At 44.1% G+C, this 16,696-nt stretch carries 18 protein-coding genes, 1 tRNA gene and 1 riboswitch; of the genes, 13 read left to right on the forward strand and 6 right to left on the reverse strand.

What is annotated here, in order from left to right; translation table 11 throughout:
- Positions 1-83: 83 nt before the first annotated feature.
- Positions 84-683 carry an imm11 family protein gene (locus tag NO992_RS11350; RefSeq protein WP_371377174.1) on the forward strand — a complete coding sequence of 200 codons (600 nt, stop codon included), beginning with the start codon at positions 84-86 and terminating at the stop codon, positions 681-683.
- Between the two features lie 47 nt (positions 684-730).
- Positions 731-1,366: an imm11 family protein gene (locus NO992_RS11355; protein ID WP_371377177.1), complete on the forward strand. Its 636-nt coding sequence runs from the start codon at positions 731-733 to the stop codon at positions 1,364-1,366.
- Between the two features lie 66 nt (positions 1,367-1,432).
- Here the strand turns inward: NO992_RS11355 and NO992_RS11360 are convergent, their stop codons facing one another.
- From NO992_RS11360 to NO992_RS11370, 3 genes are all read right to left on the reverse strand, one after another.
- On the reverse strand, positions 1,433-2,092 hold the full coding sequence (locus tag NO992_RS11360; protein WP_371377180.1) for a hypothetical protein: 660 nt from the start codon (positions 2,090-2,092) through the stop codon (positions 1,433-1,435).
- A gap of 33 nt (positions 2,093-2,125) precedes the next feature.
- The gene (locus NO992_RS11365) at positions 2,126-2,575 is read right to left on the reverse strand and encodes a hypothetical protein (RefSeq protein WP_371377183.1); all 450 of its coding nucleotides are present in this window, start codon (positions 2,573-2,575) and stop codon (positions 2,126-2,128) included.
- A gap of 157 nt (positions 2,576-2,732) precedes the next feature.
- On the reverse strand, positions 2,733-3,083 hold the full coding sequence (locus NO992_RS11370; protein WP_371377186.1) for a helix-turn-helix domain-containing protein: 351 nt from the start codon (positions 3,081-3,083) through the stop codon (positions 2,733-2,735).
- 346 nt (positions 3,084-3,429) lie between these two features.
- Between NO992_RS11370 and NO992_RS11375 the strand changes: the two genes are divergently transcribed.
- Entirely contained in the window at positions 3,430-3,663 is a 234-nt protein-coding gene (locus NO992_RS11375) for a hypothetical protein (protein ID WP_371377189.1), read from the forward strand.
- A gap of 125 nt (positions 3,664-3,788) precedes the next feature.
- On the opposite strand, the gene NO992_RS11380 is transcribed toward NO992_RS11375, so the two are convergent.
- Entirely contained in the window at positions 3,789-5,867 is a 2,079-nt protein-coding gene (locus NO992_RS11380) for a TonB-dependent receptor (RefSeq protein ID WP_371377192.1), read from the reverse strand.
- Positions 5,868-5,978: 111 nt separating this feature from the next.
- Here NO992_RS11380 and NO992_RS11385 point away from each other — a divergent pair, with 111 nt between their 5' ends.
- The 8 genes from NO992_RS11385 (at position 5,979) to NO992_RS11420 (ending at position 13,545) form a co-directional block, all read left to right on the forward strand.
- Entirely contained in the window at positions 5,979-6,386 is a 408-nt protein-coding gene (locus tag NO992_RS11385; protein ID WP_017217234.1) for a thioesterase family protein, read from the forward strand.
- Between the two features lie 104 nt (positions 6,387-6,490).
- Entirely contained in the window at positions 6,491-6,910 is a 420-nt protein-coding gene (locus NO992_RS11390) for an META domain-containing protein (RefSeq protein WP_010368829.1), read from the forward strand.
- Positions 6,911-6,978: 68 nt separating this feature from the next.
- Positions 6,979-7,108: riboswitch (TPP riboswitch) on the forward strand.
- 118 nt (positions 7,109-7,226) lie between these two features.
- On the forward strand, positions 7,227-9,179 hold the full coding sequence (gene thiC, locus NO992_RS11395) for a phosphomethylpyrimidine synthase ThiC (protein WP_371377195.1): 1,953 nt from the start codon (positions 7,227-7,229) through the stop codon (positions 9,177-9,179).
- A 58-nt stretch (positions 9,180-9,237) separates the two neighbouring features.
- Positions 9,238-10,251 carry an FAD-dependent oxidoreductase gene (locus tag NO992_RS11400; protein WP_371377198.1) on the forward strand — a complete coding sequence of 338 codons (1,014 nt, stop codon included), beginning with the start codon at positions 9,238-9,240 and terminating at the stop codon, positions 10,249-10,251.
- On the forward strand, positions 10,248-10,445 hold the full coding sequence (thiS, locus tag NO992_RS11405; RefSeq protein WP_239979796.1) for a sulfur carrier protein ThiS: 198 nt from the start codon (positions 10,248-10,250) through the stop codon (positions 10,443-10,445). Before NO992_RS11400 ends, thiS begins: the two co-directional genes overlap by 4 nt.
- 2 nt (positions 10,446-10,447) lie before the next feature.
- Entirely contained in the window at positions 10,448-11,245 is a 798-nt protein-coding gene (locus NO992_RS11410) for a thiazole synthase (protein ID WP_069020549.1), read from the forward strand.
- A 34-nt stretch (positions 11,246-11,279) separates the two neighbouring features.
- Positions 11,280-12,803, forward strand: a complete 1,524-nt coding sequence (gene thiE, locus NO992_RS11415; protein ID WP_371377201.1) for a thiamine phosphate synthase — start codon at positions 11,280-11,282, stop codon at positions 12,801-12,803.
- Positions 12,796-13,545 (forward strand): ThiF family adenylyltransferase, encoded by a 750-nt coding sequence (locus NO992_RS11420; RefSeq protein WP_371377204.1) that lies wholly within the window; start codon positions 12,796-12,798, stop codon positions 13,543-13,545. The genes thiE and NO992_RS11420 overlap by 8 nt, the downstream gene beginning before the upstream one ends.
- 25 nt (positions 13,546-13,570) lie before the next feature.
- Here the strand turns inward: NO992_RS11420 and asd are convergent, their stop codons facing one another.
- Together asd and rsgA are read right to left on the reverse strand one after the other, a co-directional pair.
- Entirely contained in the window at positions 13,571-14,437 is an 867-nt protein-coding gene (asd, locus tag NO992_RS11425; protein WP_045965938.1) for an archaetidylserine decarboxylase, read from the reverse strand.
- A gap of 98 nt (positions 14,438-14,535) precedes the next feature.
- Entirely contained in the window at positions 14,536-15,588 is a 1,053-nt protein-coding gene (rsgA, locus tag NO992_RS11430; RefSeq protein ID WP_010368812.1) for a small ribosomal subunit biogenesis GTPase RsgA, read from the reverse strand.
- 161 nt (positions 15,589-15,749) lie between these two features.
- On the opposite strand from rsgA, the gene orn reads away from it, so the two are divergent.
- Together orn and NO992_RS11440 are read left to right on the forward strand one after the other, a co-directional pair.
- Positions 15,750-16,295 carry an oligoribonuclease gene (gene orn / locus NO992_RS11435; protein WP_010607090.1) on the forward strand — a complete coding sequence of 182 codons (546 nt, stop codon included), beginning with the start codon at positions 15,750-15,752 and terminating at the stop codon, positions 16,293-16,295.
- A gap of 319 nt (positions 16,296-16,614) precedes the next feature.
- Positions 16,615-16,690, forward strand: a tRNA-Gly gene (locus NO992_RS11440).
- Positions 16,691-16,696 lie beyond the last annotated feature (6 nt).

Genomic DNA, 16,696 nt, shown 5'->3' on the forward strand with positions numbered 1-16,696 from the left:
CTGCTGTAGTATTCAATGAATTACGTAAAGCAGCTTAATTTAGCGAGTGGTGCACTTCGGAGTTGAATTCGCGCATACTTTTAATGGAGCATAAGGAAGATGCTTTGTATTTAAAGCCGTTGAAGAAAACAGCGAGAAGGAATTTTGATTTTGAGAGGATGGGGTGGGGAGAAGAGCCTTTGTTTTTTGAAAATGCTTTTAAGGATGAGTATCAAAATTTAGGCCGTTGTTGCGCATTATCTGATGTATTATTTTATGCGACTATCCCGATTTTAAACGATAGTATAAGAAATAAACTAAAATTCTATAACTTTAGTAATGTTCAGTTATACCCTACGGTTTTTATTGATGACAATAATACCTACCATGAAAATCTTTGGTGTATGAATTTTTGGGAAGAGTTGGACTGCTTGGATAGAGAAAAGTCCAAATTTTCAAAGCGAGCGATGGAAAAACTAAAATTAGATCCTCTAGCTGACGGTTTGTCGACTTACAAGTACAGCCTTGATAGTGATGTATTAGATAAAATTCCAGAAGAAGAGCGGCTGATTTTTAAAATGGAGCCCGATGATATGGGTTATGTCTTTGTCCATCAAAAAATTGCAGATATCTTTTTTGAGGAGAAGGCGACAGGCGTTAACTTAGTCAAAGTATCCGACTTTGAAGAAGGGATGCAGTTTTAGTTTGCCAACTAGTTAGGAGACTACTTTACATAAAGGTTGGAAGTGCAATGACAAGAGATTTTAACGACCAATATTACATCATTTTAAAAAAGTATAGCGAAGTAACATTGCATCTTACTGCTTTGCAAAAGTCGGCGGATAGAGACTTTGAATTTGAGCGATTAATTTGGGGACAAGAACCGCTTTTCTTTGAAAATAGCTACAAACAAGAAGATATCAAAAGAAATATCAAAAGGCCTATCCCAACCGTTATGCTAAACATGGTGACTCCTATAATTAGTAGCCAAATTAGAGAGCGGCTAAAATTTTTTAATTTTGTCGGGATGCAGCTATATCCAGCTGTTTACATTGACGATGGTGGTAACTATCACGAAGATTATTGGTGCATGAACTTTTGGCAAGAACTGGATTGTTGGGATAGAGAAAAGTCTAAAACAGAGAAAGCGACGAAAGAAGAATTGGCAGATCCATACTTTATGTCGAGAATCGACGTTTATAAATACCACTTAGATAGTGAAGTCTTGGATAAAATCCCAGAAGAAGAACGTTTGATATTTAAACAAGCCGGTGGTCTGAAGTATGTCTTTGTCCATCAAAAAATTGCGGATATCTTTTTTGAGGAGAAGGCGACAGGCGTTAACTTAGTCAAAGTGTCCGATTTTGAAGAAGGGGTGCAGTTTTAGCTCTATATCTGTGTAAAACAAAAAATAAAACCCGCGGGAGCGGGCTTTATTTTTTAAAAGCTATGCCTATTTTGATTCGCTTTCTAATTCCTCATCTGGCGTATCAGGGCGCTGCCGTTCGACAAAAATAGTGGCCAGTAGGGTGGTGATCACACAGGATAGTAAAATCGACTTTAGGATTTCGTAGTTTTTATATACCCAGCTCCAACTCCAAAAGGGCTTAGATGCCTCTTCGGACACACCAAAAAAGAGATCCATATAGCGAATCAAGTTTTCACCAAAAGCGGCTAAATCGACCAATACAAATGCAAAGAAAATACCGTATAGAATTGGGTCAGCATAAGTCATATAAATGGATCGCCAATTGTCAGGATTAGTAAAGCGCATATACCTTAAGGAAAGTCGAACTCGGTACTTCAGAATCACTAGTGCAATAAAATCACATATCAGGTGTAAGCTATATATGAATGCATTTGTCTGATAGCCAGGTAGTCCTGCTTTGTTAAGATTCATAAAGTAATTAAAAAAACCATATTCAATAAAGCTCAACACCAATAGTATCAGTACAATATGCTTAATATTTTCTTGGCCTCTTAAGAAGAAGCTAGTCATAGCTATGCTACCCATAAATAACAAATGCAGGGAATTTATAGACTGATAGTGCAAACCGATAAAAATAAGGGCTAGGACTACACAAAATAGCAACACAAACCAAGAACGCTTCATTTATTCCTCTCTATTTTGTTGTGTTTTCATAACTTAGCCACCTTCCTTTACTCTTGGATCCTCAGCCTGACCACCAGTACTTCCTCCAACCACTTTATTGAATGAACTAGCCTCTAGAGGTGACTTTTTATCTAATTGAACTGTTGCGCCTTTTACTCTCGGATCGCCGCCTTTATCTGCATGGCTTCCACCAATCACCTGATTAACTGAATCAGCACTAAGTGATGATTTTTTATTTGGTGTTATGGAGTCGTTTTGTACTCTAGGGTCATCAGCTTGTCCTCCTGTTGTGCCACCAATCACCTGATTAACTGAATCAGCACTAAGTGATGATTGTTTACTTGGCGCTGCTGAGTCACTTTCGACTTTTGGATCTTTTACTTTTGGCCCAAGCGATCCACCAGATACCCTGTTAGCTTGTTTTTGGGAAAGTGCTGTTAAAGTTACGAGTCGGTTAGCTATATTTTTTATAAAAAAGCGCATAATGACGTCCTTTCTAAGTTAAGTTTTGCGGTGTTTAATTTCCACTCCACTTTACTCCTTAACAATAAAGTTGAAAACATCGTGTTGCAAATGGACCTTATTCGTAACTTGATTGTTTGCCATTGTGGTGAGGGGCAATGAAAGTGCGCGTCTTTCATTAGCCGTTATCCCCGTTGCTTGATTTGTTATTTCGCGGTGTTGGCGACTTGCGCCATAATTTGGCGTCGTCAATTTTGTCTCTTAAGGCAAGGATTTGTTCTCTAAGTGGATTGAGGTTGATGCCGCAGGCGTCGCACCATACTTCAAAATATTCGTAGGGAAATTTGCTTACGCCTTTTTCATAGTTTTCGTAAGTGCCACGCTCCACGCCGACCAAATTAGCCATTTCTTGCGTGGTTTTGCCGGCGACTTTGCGCATGCGGCGCAGGTCGTCTCCTGTAAAGCGCTTATCAAATTTCCCCACCAACTCAATCCTTTTTGCCTGTCGCACTCGCGTCACAAACAGCATCAACCCCTATGTAGCCGGATGTATGCTATTTGTTTGTCTCTATTGTTCGCTTAACCAAGTTGCATTTTTGTATCTAAACCGTAAACGCGAGTCTATCGTAGAAAATTTCTTTTTCAAGAGTAGTTCGTCTAAAAATGAACATTTTGTTGCATTTAATTAATCTTCGCTCGATTTTTTAGGCGAAGCCTGAGATGAGTAACTCTTTAGTCAACTGAGGTGTTGCTATGATGGTGCTGGCGTTTTTAATTAATTTACAAATAAATTCAAAAAAATTTTCTTCGCGCAGATTTTTGCTCGAAGCTTTTGTTACTTTAGTGTGAAATAAAGTGACATGTTGGAGAGCAATATGGATTATCTACGCCAATATCATGACTTAACGATTTATTACGATGCCCTCAAGAAGGCGGCAAGGCAGGGTGACGATGTGCCAGACACCACAACTAAATGGCTAGCACTGGTGGAAACAACCTTGTTTGAACTGCAAGAGCTTGCCCATATGGAAAAGGCTTACATGCAGAAGTCAAAAACGATGAATAATCTGGTTGAGTTGGTGTATTCCAGTGCCCCAAGCATGGAATAACTAAAAGGGTAATTGCTTTTTGAGTTTTTGCGGTGAGGGGGAACGTTTTACTCTAATTTTACGTTCCCCCTTTTTTCTTTTTATGCCCGTTTATCGCCTTATGTGTAGGCGATAAACAGGTCGTACTATAGTTCGTAAGAAAAACTTAAACCATAAACGCGTGGCTCGCCGTATTGTACATAGGTGTTGTCTTGCCAGCCGTCTAATGGATTATTACCAAACCTAAAGCCACGTACTACAATGTCTTCGTCTGCAAGGTTTCTACCCCAAGCCGTTAATGACCAGTTGTCACCATAGTAACTAAGGCTTGCGTTGATCAGGTTATGATTGCGCGCTTGCTCGTTGTGACTGTCCGAGAGGTAATAGTTGTCTTTGCCTTCTACACCCAATTCAACCACTAGGTTATCCATTAACTCGTAATTGACGGCAAACGAGTATTGATAATTTGGCGCTTGTGCTTGGTCGCGACCATCAAGGTTTAGGCCACTGGCAGCCACAAAGTCTTCAATTTCGGTCTCTAAATAGCCTGCGCTATAGCTAAAACCAAGGCGGTCCGTGTATTGTAGGTTGCCTTCAACTTCTAGGCCGTAGTTACTGCCTTTACTGGCGTTGTCGATGTAGCCTGCAAATTGCTGGTTAGAAACTTGCCATTGTTTTAACTGGATATCATCGCGTTGCATATAAAACGCGGTAACCCGCACAAGGTGACGTTTGTCTTCAGACTCACCCTTTACGCCAAACTCAGCGTTCCAAACATACTCAGGGTCAAAGTAATGGTGTTCGGCCGGAATGTTTAAACCTTCATCTTTGGCTTTTGCTAGTGCTTCGCCGTTTACACCGCCGACTTTGTAACCGCGAGTAAGGCTGGTGTAGATCATCGTGCGCGGTACAACTTGATATTCAAGTGCGACTTTTCCGCCCCACATTACATCATCGGTTTCGATACTAAAGCCGTTACTATCTAAATAGTCAGCGTCATATTGCTCCGCGCGAAGACCACCGATTAGGCGAGTTTTGTCTGACAGGTGATGCACGTATTGACCAAAAATCGCCTTACTTTCTACGGTGTATGCTGACGTAAATGGGTTCTCAAGCCAAGTGTAATGACGGGTCAAATCAACATCGTTACGCTTTGCAAAAACACCTATCACCCAGTCATTTTGCTTATCTTTGATTAAAAATTCTATGTTGCCATTTTCATGGTTACGCTCGTAGGCATCGGTTGAGCTATATCCTTCAGGGTGTAATCCTGCTGCGCATAGCGCTGGTTGCGCTGCGTCGTTACATACCCAATCTTCGTCGTAGCTATATAAAGTATCAGCATCTAGCCCAGATACTTTAAATTCGACATTGAATAAGTCTGAGCGAGTATAAATTCCGCGTAGTGAAAACGCATCGGAGCTGAGGTTGTCTTGGCCCGGGTCATCAGCAACACTGTTACGTGAATTATCCAGGGTGAAACCGTCGTACCCGTTTTCAGTATCAATATGGTGATAAGCAAACTCTAGTGCGAAATTATCGCTCACTTGAGAGTTAAGCTTCACTCTTGCTACTTGCTCGTCTTGTTGCTGAGTAGGTTTGTTTAGGTAGAGGTTATCTACGTAACCGTCAGACTCTCGTTGATAAAGGCTGACGCGCACAGCGGTGTCGTCGCTTAATCCCGTACCCGCAGCAAGGCCTGCTTCGTAGCTACCATAATTACCTGCGCCCAACTTCATTTTTAATGATGGCGCTGTGGTGGCGGCTTGGGTATTTACTTCAACGATTCCTGCTAAAGCATCTGAACCGAATTTAGTGCCTTGAGGGCCGCGATACACCACCACTGACTCAGTATCAAAAAGCAGCGCACTTGCGCCTAATCCTGAGTAATTAATACCGTCAATTAATAAGCCAACGCTGGGATAAATAGGATCAACAAACTGTGAACGTAAGCCGATACCACGGATTTGCATAAAGCGACCACGAGACGCACCTGCCGTAAAGTTAACGTTAGCGGTGGCACCTAGTATCTCATCTAAATATTGCGCACCACGCTTAGCGATAGTGAGTTCGTCAACCACAGAAGCGCTTGCACTTAATGTCTGGATAGTTTCATTCTGAAAATCGCCGGTGACGACAATGGTTTCTAGGTTATCGTCGGCAAGTACCTGATGAGAGAAAAATGGCAGCAGTGCCAGGGTGATCGTAGAGAGTTTTAACTTCATGCTTAATCTTTGTCCCATTTTTAATTGGGCACAGTTTAACAAAAGCCAGACCAGTTGACAGTGAAATTGTGTTATATGTTAGCCCGCAAATGTTAAACAAATAGGCCAGATATGAGTTTTAAAGTTGATTTTAAAGTCCGAGACTATGAGTGTGACTTACAGGGAATAGTTAATAACAGCGTGTATTTTAATTATTTAGAGCACGCAAGACATGAGTTTTTATTGGCGAATAACGTTGATTTTGCAGCGCTTGCAGAGCAAAAAGTGAACTTAGTCGTTATTCGTAGCGAAATGAATTACAAAGACTCGTTACGTCCAGGCGATGAGTTTTATGTTGAAGTCGCACTTGAGCGTGAAAGCAGAGTAAAGTTTGCATTTAAGCAAAAAGTGATAAGAGCGCATGACAATAAACTCATGCTTGATGCTGTGGTCACTGGAACTTCGGTGAATGAGCGCGGTAGACCGTTTTTACCAGACGCTATTACACATTTATTTGAAGAGCAGCAATTTGTGAAATAGTTGGTGTTAAAACATTCAGGTAAGACAATTTTACAGAATTTTACTGCTATTTTTGTGTCTTGAAACGTTATAATAAACTCAGGGCATAAAATAGATGGTTTACCATGAAATTCATCAGCATAATCGGCGCAATAATGGCGCTTAGTGGATGTATATCGACAGGGAAGGTAGACACGGAAGCGCTTAAGTATTCCGCTTGGCAGTTACAGAGTATTAATGGCCAAAATATTACGCAATTACAATCAGACGCTGGACTTGGTGAAAAGCCTATTGATATTCGTTTTATCGATGCACTGCAAGTCAATGGTTTTGCGGGTTGTAATCGCTTTTTTGGCGAAGGCGAAATTGTCGAAGGGCAGTTAAAAGTTAAAAACTTAGGCATGACGCGTAAGTACTGCGGTGAAGAAATCGCTCAGGTTGAATCGCAGCTTATTAACCAATTACAAATTGGTGTCTTGCTTGAAGTAAATGCTAATAAGTTGACCTTAAAAGGAAAACCTCAGTTTAGTTTTATTAAACAATAAGCTGAAAATAAGAATTCCAGAGTCAGTGCTTGCGAGCTTTCGTGTTAGCAAGTAGACTGGCGCTAATTCGTTACTTGTCGGAGTGCCTTGAATTTTTGCAGCAAATTTGTTGCAGATAGTCGGGCTGAGATCGCATTTTGCGGGATCCGTGGACCTGATCAGGTTAATGCCTGCGTAGGGAACAAGACAGCAAACGCGCTGCGTTTGTCTGTAGCAATAGTGGTTTATTGCTATCCACCTTACCCGAGGACTATCCTCGTCTCTCTCCTTTTGGAGATCTGACAAGACACCTTTGTATGAAAATAAGAGGGACGTCATGTCAAACAATAGTAGCAAGCTAAGTCGTCGTGAAGCGCGAGCAGCCGCGGCAGAATTTATCCATAACCTTAAAGGCCAACCTTTTCCAAACTCACATAAAGTTTATGTGGAGGGTGAACAAGCAGGCGTACGCGTTGGTATGCGTGAAATCACGCTAAGTGATTCGTTTGTAGGTGGCACCGAAGAAAATCCGGTATTTGAATCAAACGATCCCATTCGTGTTTATGATACTTCAGGTCCATACACAGATCCTGAAGTACCGGTTGACGTTCGTGCTGGTCTTCCTAAATTTAGAGAGCAGTGGATAGTTGAGCGCGATGATACCGAAATGCTAGAGTCGGTGACGTCACAGTTTTCTCAGCAGCGTATGGCGGATGAAGGGCTTGATCATATTCGCTTTGAACACCTACCTAAAATCCGTCGTGCTAAGGCGGGTAAAAATGTCACGCAAATGCACTACGCCCGCCAAGGGATAGTGACGCCTGAAATGGAATATGTGGCGATCCGTGAGAATATGGGACGCGCTAAGTTGCGTGAAGAATTGCTCGCGCAGCAACACAAAGGCCAATCGTTTGGCGCCAGTATTCCTGAGTTTATTACGCCTGAATTTGTGCGTGATGAAATCGCCCGTGGTCGTGCTGTACTGCCAAACAATATCAATCACCCTGAGACTGAGCCGATGATCATCGGACGTAACTTCTTAGTCAAAGTTAATGCCAATATCGGTAACTCATCTGTGACCTCTTCTATCGAAGAAGAAGTAGAAAAGATGGTATGGTCGACCCGTTGGGGTGCAGATACCGTAATGGATCTGTCTACAGGGCGTTACATTCATGAAACCCGCGAGTGGGTGGTACGTAACTCTCCTGTGCCAATCGGTACTGTACCAATCTATCAGGCACTAGAAAAAGTGAATGGCGTTGCCGAAGATCTAACGTGGGAGATCTTCCGCGATACCTTGATTGAACAAGCTGAGCAAGGCGTGGATTACTTTACTATCCACGCGGGAGTACTACTGCGTTACGTGCCGATGACGGCAAAACGCGTGACAGGTATTGTGTCTCGCGGTGGTTCAATTATGGCGAAGTGGTGTTTAGCGCATCACAAAGAAAACTTCCTCTACACGCACTTTGAAGACATCTGTGAAATCTTAAAACAGTATGATGTTTGTTTCTCATTGGGCGATGGCTTACGTCCGGGTTCTATTGCCGATGCCAATGACGAAGCGCAATTTAGTGAACTGCGCACCCTTGGTGAGTTAACTAAGCTTGCGTGGAAACACGATGTTCAGGTCTTTATTGAAGGCCCTGGACACGTGCCGATGCATATGATCAAAGAGAATATGGAAGAGCAGCTAAAGCACTGTGATGAAGCACCGTTTTACACGCTTGGCCCACTCACAACCGATATCGCTCCGGGTTATGATCACTTCACTTCAGGGATTGGTGCGGCGCAAATTGCGTGGTATGGCTGTGCGATGCTGTGCTATGTGACACCAAAAGAACACTTAGGCTTACCGAATAAAGAAGATGTAAAAGAAGGCTTGATCACCTACAAGATCGCGGCGCATGCAGCGGATCTGGCGAAAGGCCATCCGGGTGCTCAAGTTCGTGACAATGCGCTATCTAAAGCGCGTTTTGAGTTCCGCTGGCACGATCAGTTTAATCTCGGTCTAGATCCAGAGCGTGCTCGTGAATATCACGATGAGACCTTGCCACAAGAGTCGGGCAAAGTCGCTCACTTCTGTTCTATGTGTGGTCCTAAATTCTGCTCGATGAAGATCACTCAGGATGTGCGTGACTATGCAAAAGAGTTAGAAGCGCGAGGCATTGATCCTAATAATGTAGGCGAAGAGATCAGCATTAAAATGGTGGATGTTGAAGCCGAGATGAAAGCAAAGTCAGAAGAGTTTAAGCAATCAGGCTCTGAGCTTTATCACAAAGCGATATGATCTATCCCATCATAGCCACCTTGATCCCCGTCGGGTGGCTAATTTTAGGAGTGTAGCTATGTCTACTCAAGCACGTGTTGCTATCTTGGGTTTTGGCTTAACTGGGCGCATCGCCGCATTGATGCTCGCTGAGCGTTATCAAATCAGCGTGTTTGAACAAGCAAAGCAAGGTACGGAGAGCTCAGCAGGTAGTGTGGCGGCGGCCATGTTAGCGCCGTTGGCTGAGTCTGTGATATGCGATGAAGCGTTGGCGCTGCAAGGGCTGGAGTCCATGAACCTTTGGCCACAACTACTGGCGAAACTGGAAAGCCCGGTATTTTTTCAGCAGCAAGGCTCCCTTATTGTGGCACATGGTCAAGACCGTGGTGATTTAGTGAGTTTTCAGCAGCGCTTAAAACCGTTAAAAGATCATAGCGCGGAAGTGGTAAATGGTACTCAGATCGCGCAATTGGAACCAGAGCTTGGCGGTGTCTTCCATCAAGGCTTGTATTTACCTTGCGAAGGCCAGCTTGATAATCAGGCGTTTTATCAAAGTAGTGCGGCAACATTAACGAAGCAAGGGGTAGAGATTAACTACGGTGTCTATTGTGATGACGGGCAAAAGGCGCAGCTTAGTCAAGCGTATGACTGGGTAATTGATTGTCGTGGTCTTGGTGCGAAAGCCTCGTGTAATGGGCTTCGTGGCGTACGCGGCGAAGTGGCGAGAATTTATGCCCCAGAAGTGACCTTGACTCGACCTGTGCGCTTGATGCACCCAAGATACCCCATTTACATTGCGCCAAAGCCAGACCATCAGTTTGTTATTGGTGCGACGGAAATTGAATCGCAAGATAATGGTGAGATAACGGTACGTTCTACACTCGAATTACTCTCAGCTGCTTATTCAGTTCATCGTGGGTTTGCCGAAGCACGAGTATTGTCTTTATTAGCAGGGCTTAGACCTGCGTTTAAAGATAATCACCCCAAAATTGAACAACAAGGTAATGTGATCAGTATCAATGGCCTATATAGACACGGTTATCTGCTGGCACCGCTTATCGTGAAACAAGCACTATCTAAGGAGTTATTATGAAAGTCGAATTTAATGGCGAAACGATTAATATCAGCCGCGAGCAAAATATTCAGGAATTTATTGAAGCCAGAGGTGCCAAGCCGCCTTTTGCCGTTGCGCTTAATGGTACTTTTGTTTCCCGCACGGAGTTGCCAAGCGTGACATTGAGCGACGGCGATAAGATTGAGCTTTTATCGCCAATTCAAGGGGGATAAATATGCAGTCTTTGACTGATACTAAGCTCACTATTTATGGTGAACAATTTACTAGCCGCATGTTAATTGGCTCAGCACTTTATCCTTCTCCAGAGGTAATGCAGGCGGCTATCGCCACCTCGGGTGCTGAAATTGTTACTGTGTCGCTGAGACGCCAGCAAACTAAGCAGGCGGGTGATGACTTTTGGTCGCTTATCAAAGAGATGGGACTACGAGTCTTACCAAACACGGCAGGTTGTCACAGCGTAAAAGAAGCGGTGACCTTGGCGCAGATGTGCCGGGAAGTGTTTGCCACGGATTGGATTAAACTTGAACTCATTGGTGATGAATATAACTTACAGCCAGACCCAATTGCATTGCTCGAAGCCACCGAAATTTTGCTAAAAGACGGGTTTAAGGTATTGCCTTATTGCACTGATGATTTGGTGCTGTGTCAGCGTTTAGATGCACTTGGTTGTGAAGTTTTAATGCCTTGGGGCGCACCAATTGGTACGGGAAAAGGGCTGTTAAATCCATATAATCTGCAAACCATTCGCACACGTTTGCCCCATCAAACCTTGATTGTCGATGCGGGACTCGGCTTGCCGTCTCATGCTTGCCAAGCTCTAGAGCTGGGTTATGATGCCGTACTATTAAATTCGGCAGTGGCAGGGGCGGGTTGTCCTATCACCATGGCAAAAGCGTTTGAAGCCAGCACGGTTGCAGGGCGCCTGTCTTATTTGGCAAAAGCAATGCCACAAAAAGAGGTGGCATCACCTTCTACGCCAACCTTAGGCATGCCTTTTTGGCACGCAAACTAACTTGAATTGCGGATAACTATATAAGGAGTTCTCTTTGTCACATATCGTTTGGAGTATTGCGGGTTCTGATTCTGGCGGCGGCGCTGGTATTCAAGCGGATATCAAAGCAACGCAGAGCTTTAATGTTCATTGTTGTACCGTAGTAACTGCGTTGACGGCGCAAAATAGTTTAGGAGTGGAAGCGTTAAACCCGGTTTCGACCACGGTTATCGAATCTCAGCTGACGGCGCTTTCGCAAGATATGCCTGCAACGGTGATAAAGATTGGCATGCTCGCCAATGTTCAGCAGATCCAACTGATTGCTGAACACCTCGAGCATTATAAAGCAACATGGGAAAAGCCGCCGCTTGTGGTTTATGATCCAGTAGCTATCGCGACCAGCGGGGATTCATTAACCGAAGAAGACACGGTGGATGCGTTAAAAACCCATTTATTACCGCTGGTGGATATCATTACACCCAATACACATGAAACTCAGCTGCTGACAGGCGTGTATTTGATAGGTCCTGATGCGGTAAAAGAGGCTGCTGCCAAATTGCGTGAATTCGGTGCAAAGTCGGTGATCATTAAAGGCGGTCATTGGGATTACCCAAAAGGCTACTGCATTGATTATGGCTTAGCGGATGATACCGAGTATTGGCTTGGCAATGAGAGAATTCAAACACCGCATAGCCATGGTACTGGGTGTAGTTTATCGTCAGTGATCGCGGCATGTATGGCCAAGGAGTACCCATTTAAAGATGCTTTTATTCTCGCTAAGGCATACATCAATGCAGGGCTAAAAGCGGCGATACGTTATGGTGAAGGCGTGGGCCCTGTTGCGCATACGAGTTTTCCAGTTGATCTTAATGATTACCCGCAAGTGATAGAAGCGGGCTCTTGGCTTGCTGATGAACTAGAGTTTGCATTACCTGAGGAGTTTAATTTTGCCGCTGGCTTTGCCAGCATTGACGACCCTATTGGCCTTTATGCCGTGGTAGACAGTGCAGACTGGGTGGAAAAATGTCTCGCTTTAGGTGTCGATACGGTGCAGCTGAGAATTAAAGATCCAGAGCAAGCTAATCTTGAAGCTGAAATACAAACCGCCATTGCACTTGGACAAAAATACGATGCGAAGGTGTTTATTAACGACTACTGGCAGTTAGCGATTAAACACGGCGCTTATGGAATTCATTTGGGCCAAGAAGATATCGATAAAGCTAATCTTGTTGCCATCCAAGAGGCAGGGCTGCGCTTAGGTATTTCGACCCATGGTTTTTATGAAATGCTCCGGGCACATAACTATCGCCCAAGTTATTTGGCTTTTGGTGCTATCTACCCAACCACGACTAAAGACATGACCGGCCAAATCCAAGGGCTGGAAAAGCTGACACATTTTGTACCTTTGATGCAGAGTAGCTATCCAACCGTCGCTATTGGTGGCATTGATCTTAGTCGCGTGCCAGAAGTGGCTGCAACTGGCGTATCTAGTATTGCGGTTGTAAGAGCCATCACTGAAGCCCAAGATCCACAACAGGCTGTACTTGAATTAAAGCAAGCTATGGCGCAACATGACTGAACTCAATGACAAAGAGCGGCTTAGGTATAGTCGCCATTTGCTGTTAAAAGAGGTCGGGGAGCAAGGCCAACTCGCATTGAAGCAGGCGCATGTGGCTGTGGTTGGCTGCGGTGGGCTGGGAAGCCCAGCGTTGTTTTACTTAGCGGCGAGTGGCATTGGTAAGCTTACTTTTGTTGATGACGACGACGTGGAATTGTCTAACTTACAAAGGCAAATTCTGTATAAGGTGAACCACCTTGGTCAGCAAAAATCCAAAGCAGCAGCAAAGGTGCTGGCAAGTCTCAATAACGAGATCACATTAGTACCAATGAATGCGAGATTGACTGATAAGAACGTCGTCGAGTTGCTCCGTGATGCAGATATTGTCCTGGATTGCAGCGATAACTTTACTACCCGTTATTTGCTCAATCGGTATTGTTATCAAGCGAGCAAGGTGTTGATAGCTGGAGCCGCGATTGCCACGCAAGGCCAACTAATGTGTTTTGATTTTAGAGCCAAGTCGCCTTGCTATGCTTGCGTTTTCCCTGAGGGTTCGCAAACATCAGTGGAGAATTGTGACAACTTTGGCGTCATTAGCCCATTACTGGGGGTGATCGGCGCGCAGCAAGCTTTATTGACCATAAACGTGCTACTTGGACATCACCAAGGAAGCGTATTTTGTACGCTAGATGGTATGAGCTTGCAGCAAAAGCAGTATGGGCTCAGTAAAAACCCCGAGTGTGATTGTTGTGGCTTGAGATAGTTTCAAGCCACTAATACCAATTAGTCTACTCTGCTATTTTTGCGAAAGGCGTACCCATGCGTGTGACAGTCTCTGGGTTTTGGCCATCTAAGAACTCAGCCTTATTTGCCCCCCACGCTAAGATCACGGTAGAACCAAGCTTAAAGCGACCCATCTCTTCGCCTTTTTTCAGCGTTATCGCGTTGTCACCTTCTGCTGGATATGTCCAAGTAAAGACATCTCTTCCGGCTGGTGGTGTCACTGTACCGGCCCAAATCGTCTCAATGCTAGCGACGATAGTTGCACCAACCAATACCATAGAAAGCGGACCAATCTCAGTGTCAAAAATAGCAACAACTCGCTCGTTACGAGCAAATAAATTAGGCACATTTTGCGCAGTAAGTGGATTTACTGAGAATAAGTCGCCTGGTACATAAATCATTTTACGAAGTGTGCCATCAACCGGCATGTGGATACGGTGATAATCCTTCGGCGCTAGATAAATCGTTGCAAACTTACCACCAACATAAGGCGCAACGTCTTCTTCTTTACCACCTAGCAGCGTCTGTAAGCTGTAGTTGTGGCCCTTAGCTTGGATAATTTGACCATCGACGACATCACCAAGTTGGCTGATTGCACCATCAACTGGGTGGGCAAGGATATCGCTATCTTCTGCCAAAGGACGGATCCCCGGCTTCAGCGGACGGGTAAAAAACTCGTTAAAGGTTTTATAGTGAGCTGGATCTTCGTGCAATGCCTCGCTCATGTCGATTTTATATTGTTTGATAAACAGCTTAATTAGCTTTGTGGTTAAGGCGCCAGCTTCTGCTGCGGCAAGCTTACCAACCAAACGAGAAACCGCATGTTTAGGTAATGCATATTGCATGGCAATTTTTAGTTTATCCAAATTCACTTTTAACAGTTCCTAATTATTAGTCTTGTCACTTTCGCTTTTTTGTATTGCGAAGTGGCTATCGGGCTCAAGTCATTGAGCCAATTTAGCAAATATTATCAGACTCTCGGCGCGCGCGCACCTGCGCGGCCATCAGCCATAGACTCTAAAATACGATGGTAACTTTCAAAACGTAATTCGCTGATTTTACCTTCATCTACGGCTTCACGAAGTAAACATCCCGGATCGTTCAGGTGTTTACAGTCTCTAAAGCGGCAACCGCCAATAAACTCCCTAAATTCTTTAAAGCACCAAGTGACGCGTTCCACGTCTAAGTGCCATAGGCCGAACTCACGGATCCCTGGGCTGTCGATCAGGTTTCCACCGGACGGCAAGTGGTGTAAGCGCGATACTGTGGTTGTATGTTGCCCTAAGCCGCTATTTTCGGAGACTTCTTTGGTGAGAATATCTGCATTGGGTAGTACCGTATTGACCAATGTTGATTTGCCAACCCCTGATTGTCCAACAAAAATGTTATTTTTGTCCTCAAGCATGTGTTTTAACTCGTCAATGCCTTCGCCTGATTTTGTACTGACTAACAGTACGCGATAGCCAAGCTCACGATATATATCTAAGACTTCATCAATATATTCGAGGCTTTCTTGGTCAAGCAAATCAATTTTATTTAGTAATAAAATCGGCTCTATCCCCATATCCTCACAAGCGACTAAATAGCGATCGATGATTTGAGGGGTAAATTCAGGCACAACGGCCGACACCATCAATATTTGGTCAATATTTGCAGCGACAACTTTCACACCGTCATAAAAATCTGGACGAGTGAGTTGTGTGCGCCTTTCATGTACAGCCTCAATTACGCCGGCTAAGTCACCATCACTGACCTTGGCACGACGAAAAATGACTTCATCACCGCAAACTAAGCTTGTTACGGTACGACGGATATTGCAACGCAAAACCTCTTGGTCTGTGGTTTCTATATCCGCATGTTGGCCGAAGCGGCTGATCACCACTGCGGCTTCTGTTGGCCCTAAGTTGTCGTTTTGCCATGAAACATCAGATACTTCTGTCTCTTTCGCTTTATCGATTCGCTTCTGATGATTGGCTTTAATCCGACGGGATTGGCCCTTACTGAGTTTCTTTTTCTTTGCCATGTTTATAATCTGTTTAAGCTTAGGCGTGCAGAGCGTTCAAATTTAGGCTATAAATCAATAAAACGCCGCGCATGGTAAAAAAAGCTTTAGGTCGAGTGTTTAAACTAATATGATATATCTAATTGCATTGGATCTAAAGGAAAGTACCGCTAAGGTAAAGTATGACTTTTCATGAATCAAACTTGATCTGGCTCGATCTAGAGATGACGGGGCTAGAACCGAAAACAGATAAAATCTTAGAAATCGCGACGGTGATCACAGATGGTGATCTCAATGTTTTAGCTGAAGGTCCAGTAGTGGCAATTCATCAAAGTGATGAGCTGTTGGACAATATGGATGAGTGGTGCACCAATCAACACGGTCGCTCAGGTCTAACTGCTCGCTGTAAAGCGAGTAAGTTCACGGAAGCAGATGCAGTTAAGCAAACACTAGATTTCCTTAAAGAGTGGGTGCCGCCAGGTGCTTCTCCAATGTGTGGTAACTCTATTGGTCAAGACCGTAGATTCCTCAACAAATACATGCCAGAGCTAGAAGCTTATTTCCACTATCGTAATTTGGATGTCAGTACGATAAAAGAACTTGCGAGACGCTGGAAGCCAGAGCTATTGGGTGAAATAAAGAAAAAAAGCTCTCATTTAGCACTGGATGATATCAAAGACTCCATCATGGAGCTGAAAGTTTACCAAGAAAAATTCTTCAAAGTTTAAAAAATACTTGCAAAGCAAATTTTATCTTGTAGAATCCTGCCCCGCTTGAGATGACAAGCCTTGCGGGGTTTCTTGAGCATAAATAAAGCAGTACAAGCTCAGCTGCTACAGGTAAAGACGCGACCTAGCGTAGTTACCGACAAATCCAGAGCTAAATATGTGATGCGGCACTAGCTCAGCTGCTACAGGTAAAGACGCGACCTAGCGTAGTTACCGACAAATCCAGAGCTAAATATGTGATGCGGCACTAGCTCAGCTGGCTACAGGTAAAGACGCGACCTAGCGTAGTTACCGACAAATCCAGAGCTAAATATGTGATGCGGCACTAGCTCAGCTGGTAGAGCGCGACCTTGCCAAGGTCGAGGTCACGAGTTCGAACCTCGTGTGCCGCTCCAAACTCC

Origin of the sequence: Pseudoalteromonas sp. DY56-GL79 (assembly GCF_041414765.1) — a bacterium.
GTDB classification, from domain to species: domain Bacteria; phylum Pseudomonadota; class Gammaproteobacteria; order Enterobacterales; family Alteromonadaceae; genus Pseudoalteromonas; species Pseudoalteromonas piscicida.

Bases quoted from the DNA above. Each gene is read 5' to 3' on its own strand.
- orn (WP_010607090.1), top strand. From the start codon at position 15,750: ATGACTTTTCATGAATCAAACTTGATCTGGCTCGATCTAGAGATGACG.
- rsgA (WP_010368812.1), bottom strand. From the start codon at position 15,588: ATGGCAAAGAAAAAGAAACTCAGTAAGGGCCAATCCCGTCGGATTAAA.
- NO992_RS11350 (WP_371377174.1), top strand. From the start codon at position 84: ATGGAGCATAAGGAAGATGCTTTGTATTTAAAGCCGTTGAAGAAAACA.
- NO992_RS11370 (WP_371377186.1), bottom strand. From the start codon at position 3,083: ATGCTGTTTGTGACGCGAGTGCGACAGGCAAAAAGGATTGAGTTGGTG.
- NO992_RS11410 (WP_069020549.1), top strand. From the start codon at position 10,448: ATGCAGTCTTTGACTGATACTAAGCTCACTATTTATGGTGAACAATTT.
- NO992_RS11420 (WP_371377204.1), top strand. From the start codon at position 12,796: ATGACTGAACTCAATGACAAAGAGCGGCTTAGGTATAGTCGCCATTTG.
- NO992_RS11375 (WP_371377189.1), top strand. From the start codon at position 3,430: ATGGATTATCTACGCCAATATCATGACTTAACGATTTATTACGATGCC.
- thiS (WP_239979796.1), top strand. From the start codon at position 10,248: ATGAAAGTCGAATTTAATGGCGAAACGATTAATATCAGCCGCGAGCAA.
- NO992_RS11390 (WP_010368829.1), top strand. From the start codon at position 6,491: ATGAAATTCATCAGCATAATCGGCGCAATAATGGCGCTTAGTGGATGT.
- NO992_RS11365 (WP_371377183.1), bottom strand. From the start codon at position 2,575: ATGCGCTTTTTTATAAAAAATATAGCTAACCGACTCGTAACTTTAACA.
- thiC (WP_371377195.1), top strand. From the start codon at position 7,227: ATGTCAAACAATAGTAGCAAGCTAAGTCGTCGTGAAGCGCGAGCAGCC.
- NO992_RS11385 (WP_017217234.1), top strand. From the start codon at position 5,979: ATGAGTTTTAAAGTTGATTTTAAAGTCCGAGACTATGAGTGTGACTTA.
- NO992_RS11355 (WP_371377177.1), top strand. From the start codon at position 731: ATGACAAGAGATTTTAACGACCAATATTACATCATTTTAAAAAAGTAT.
- NO992_RS11360 (WP_371377180.1), bottom strand. From the start codon at position 2,092: ATGAAGCGTTCTTGGTTTGTGTTGCTATTTTGTGTAGTCCTAGCCCTT.
- NO992_RS11400 (WP_371377198.1), top strand. From the start codon at position 9,238: ATGTCTACTCAAGCACGTGTTGCTATCTTGGGTTTTGGCTTAACTGGG.
- NO992_RS11380 (WP_371377192.1), bottom strand. From the start codon at position 5,867: ATGAAGTTAAAACTCTCTACGATCACCCTGGCACTGCTGCCATTTTTC.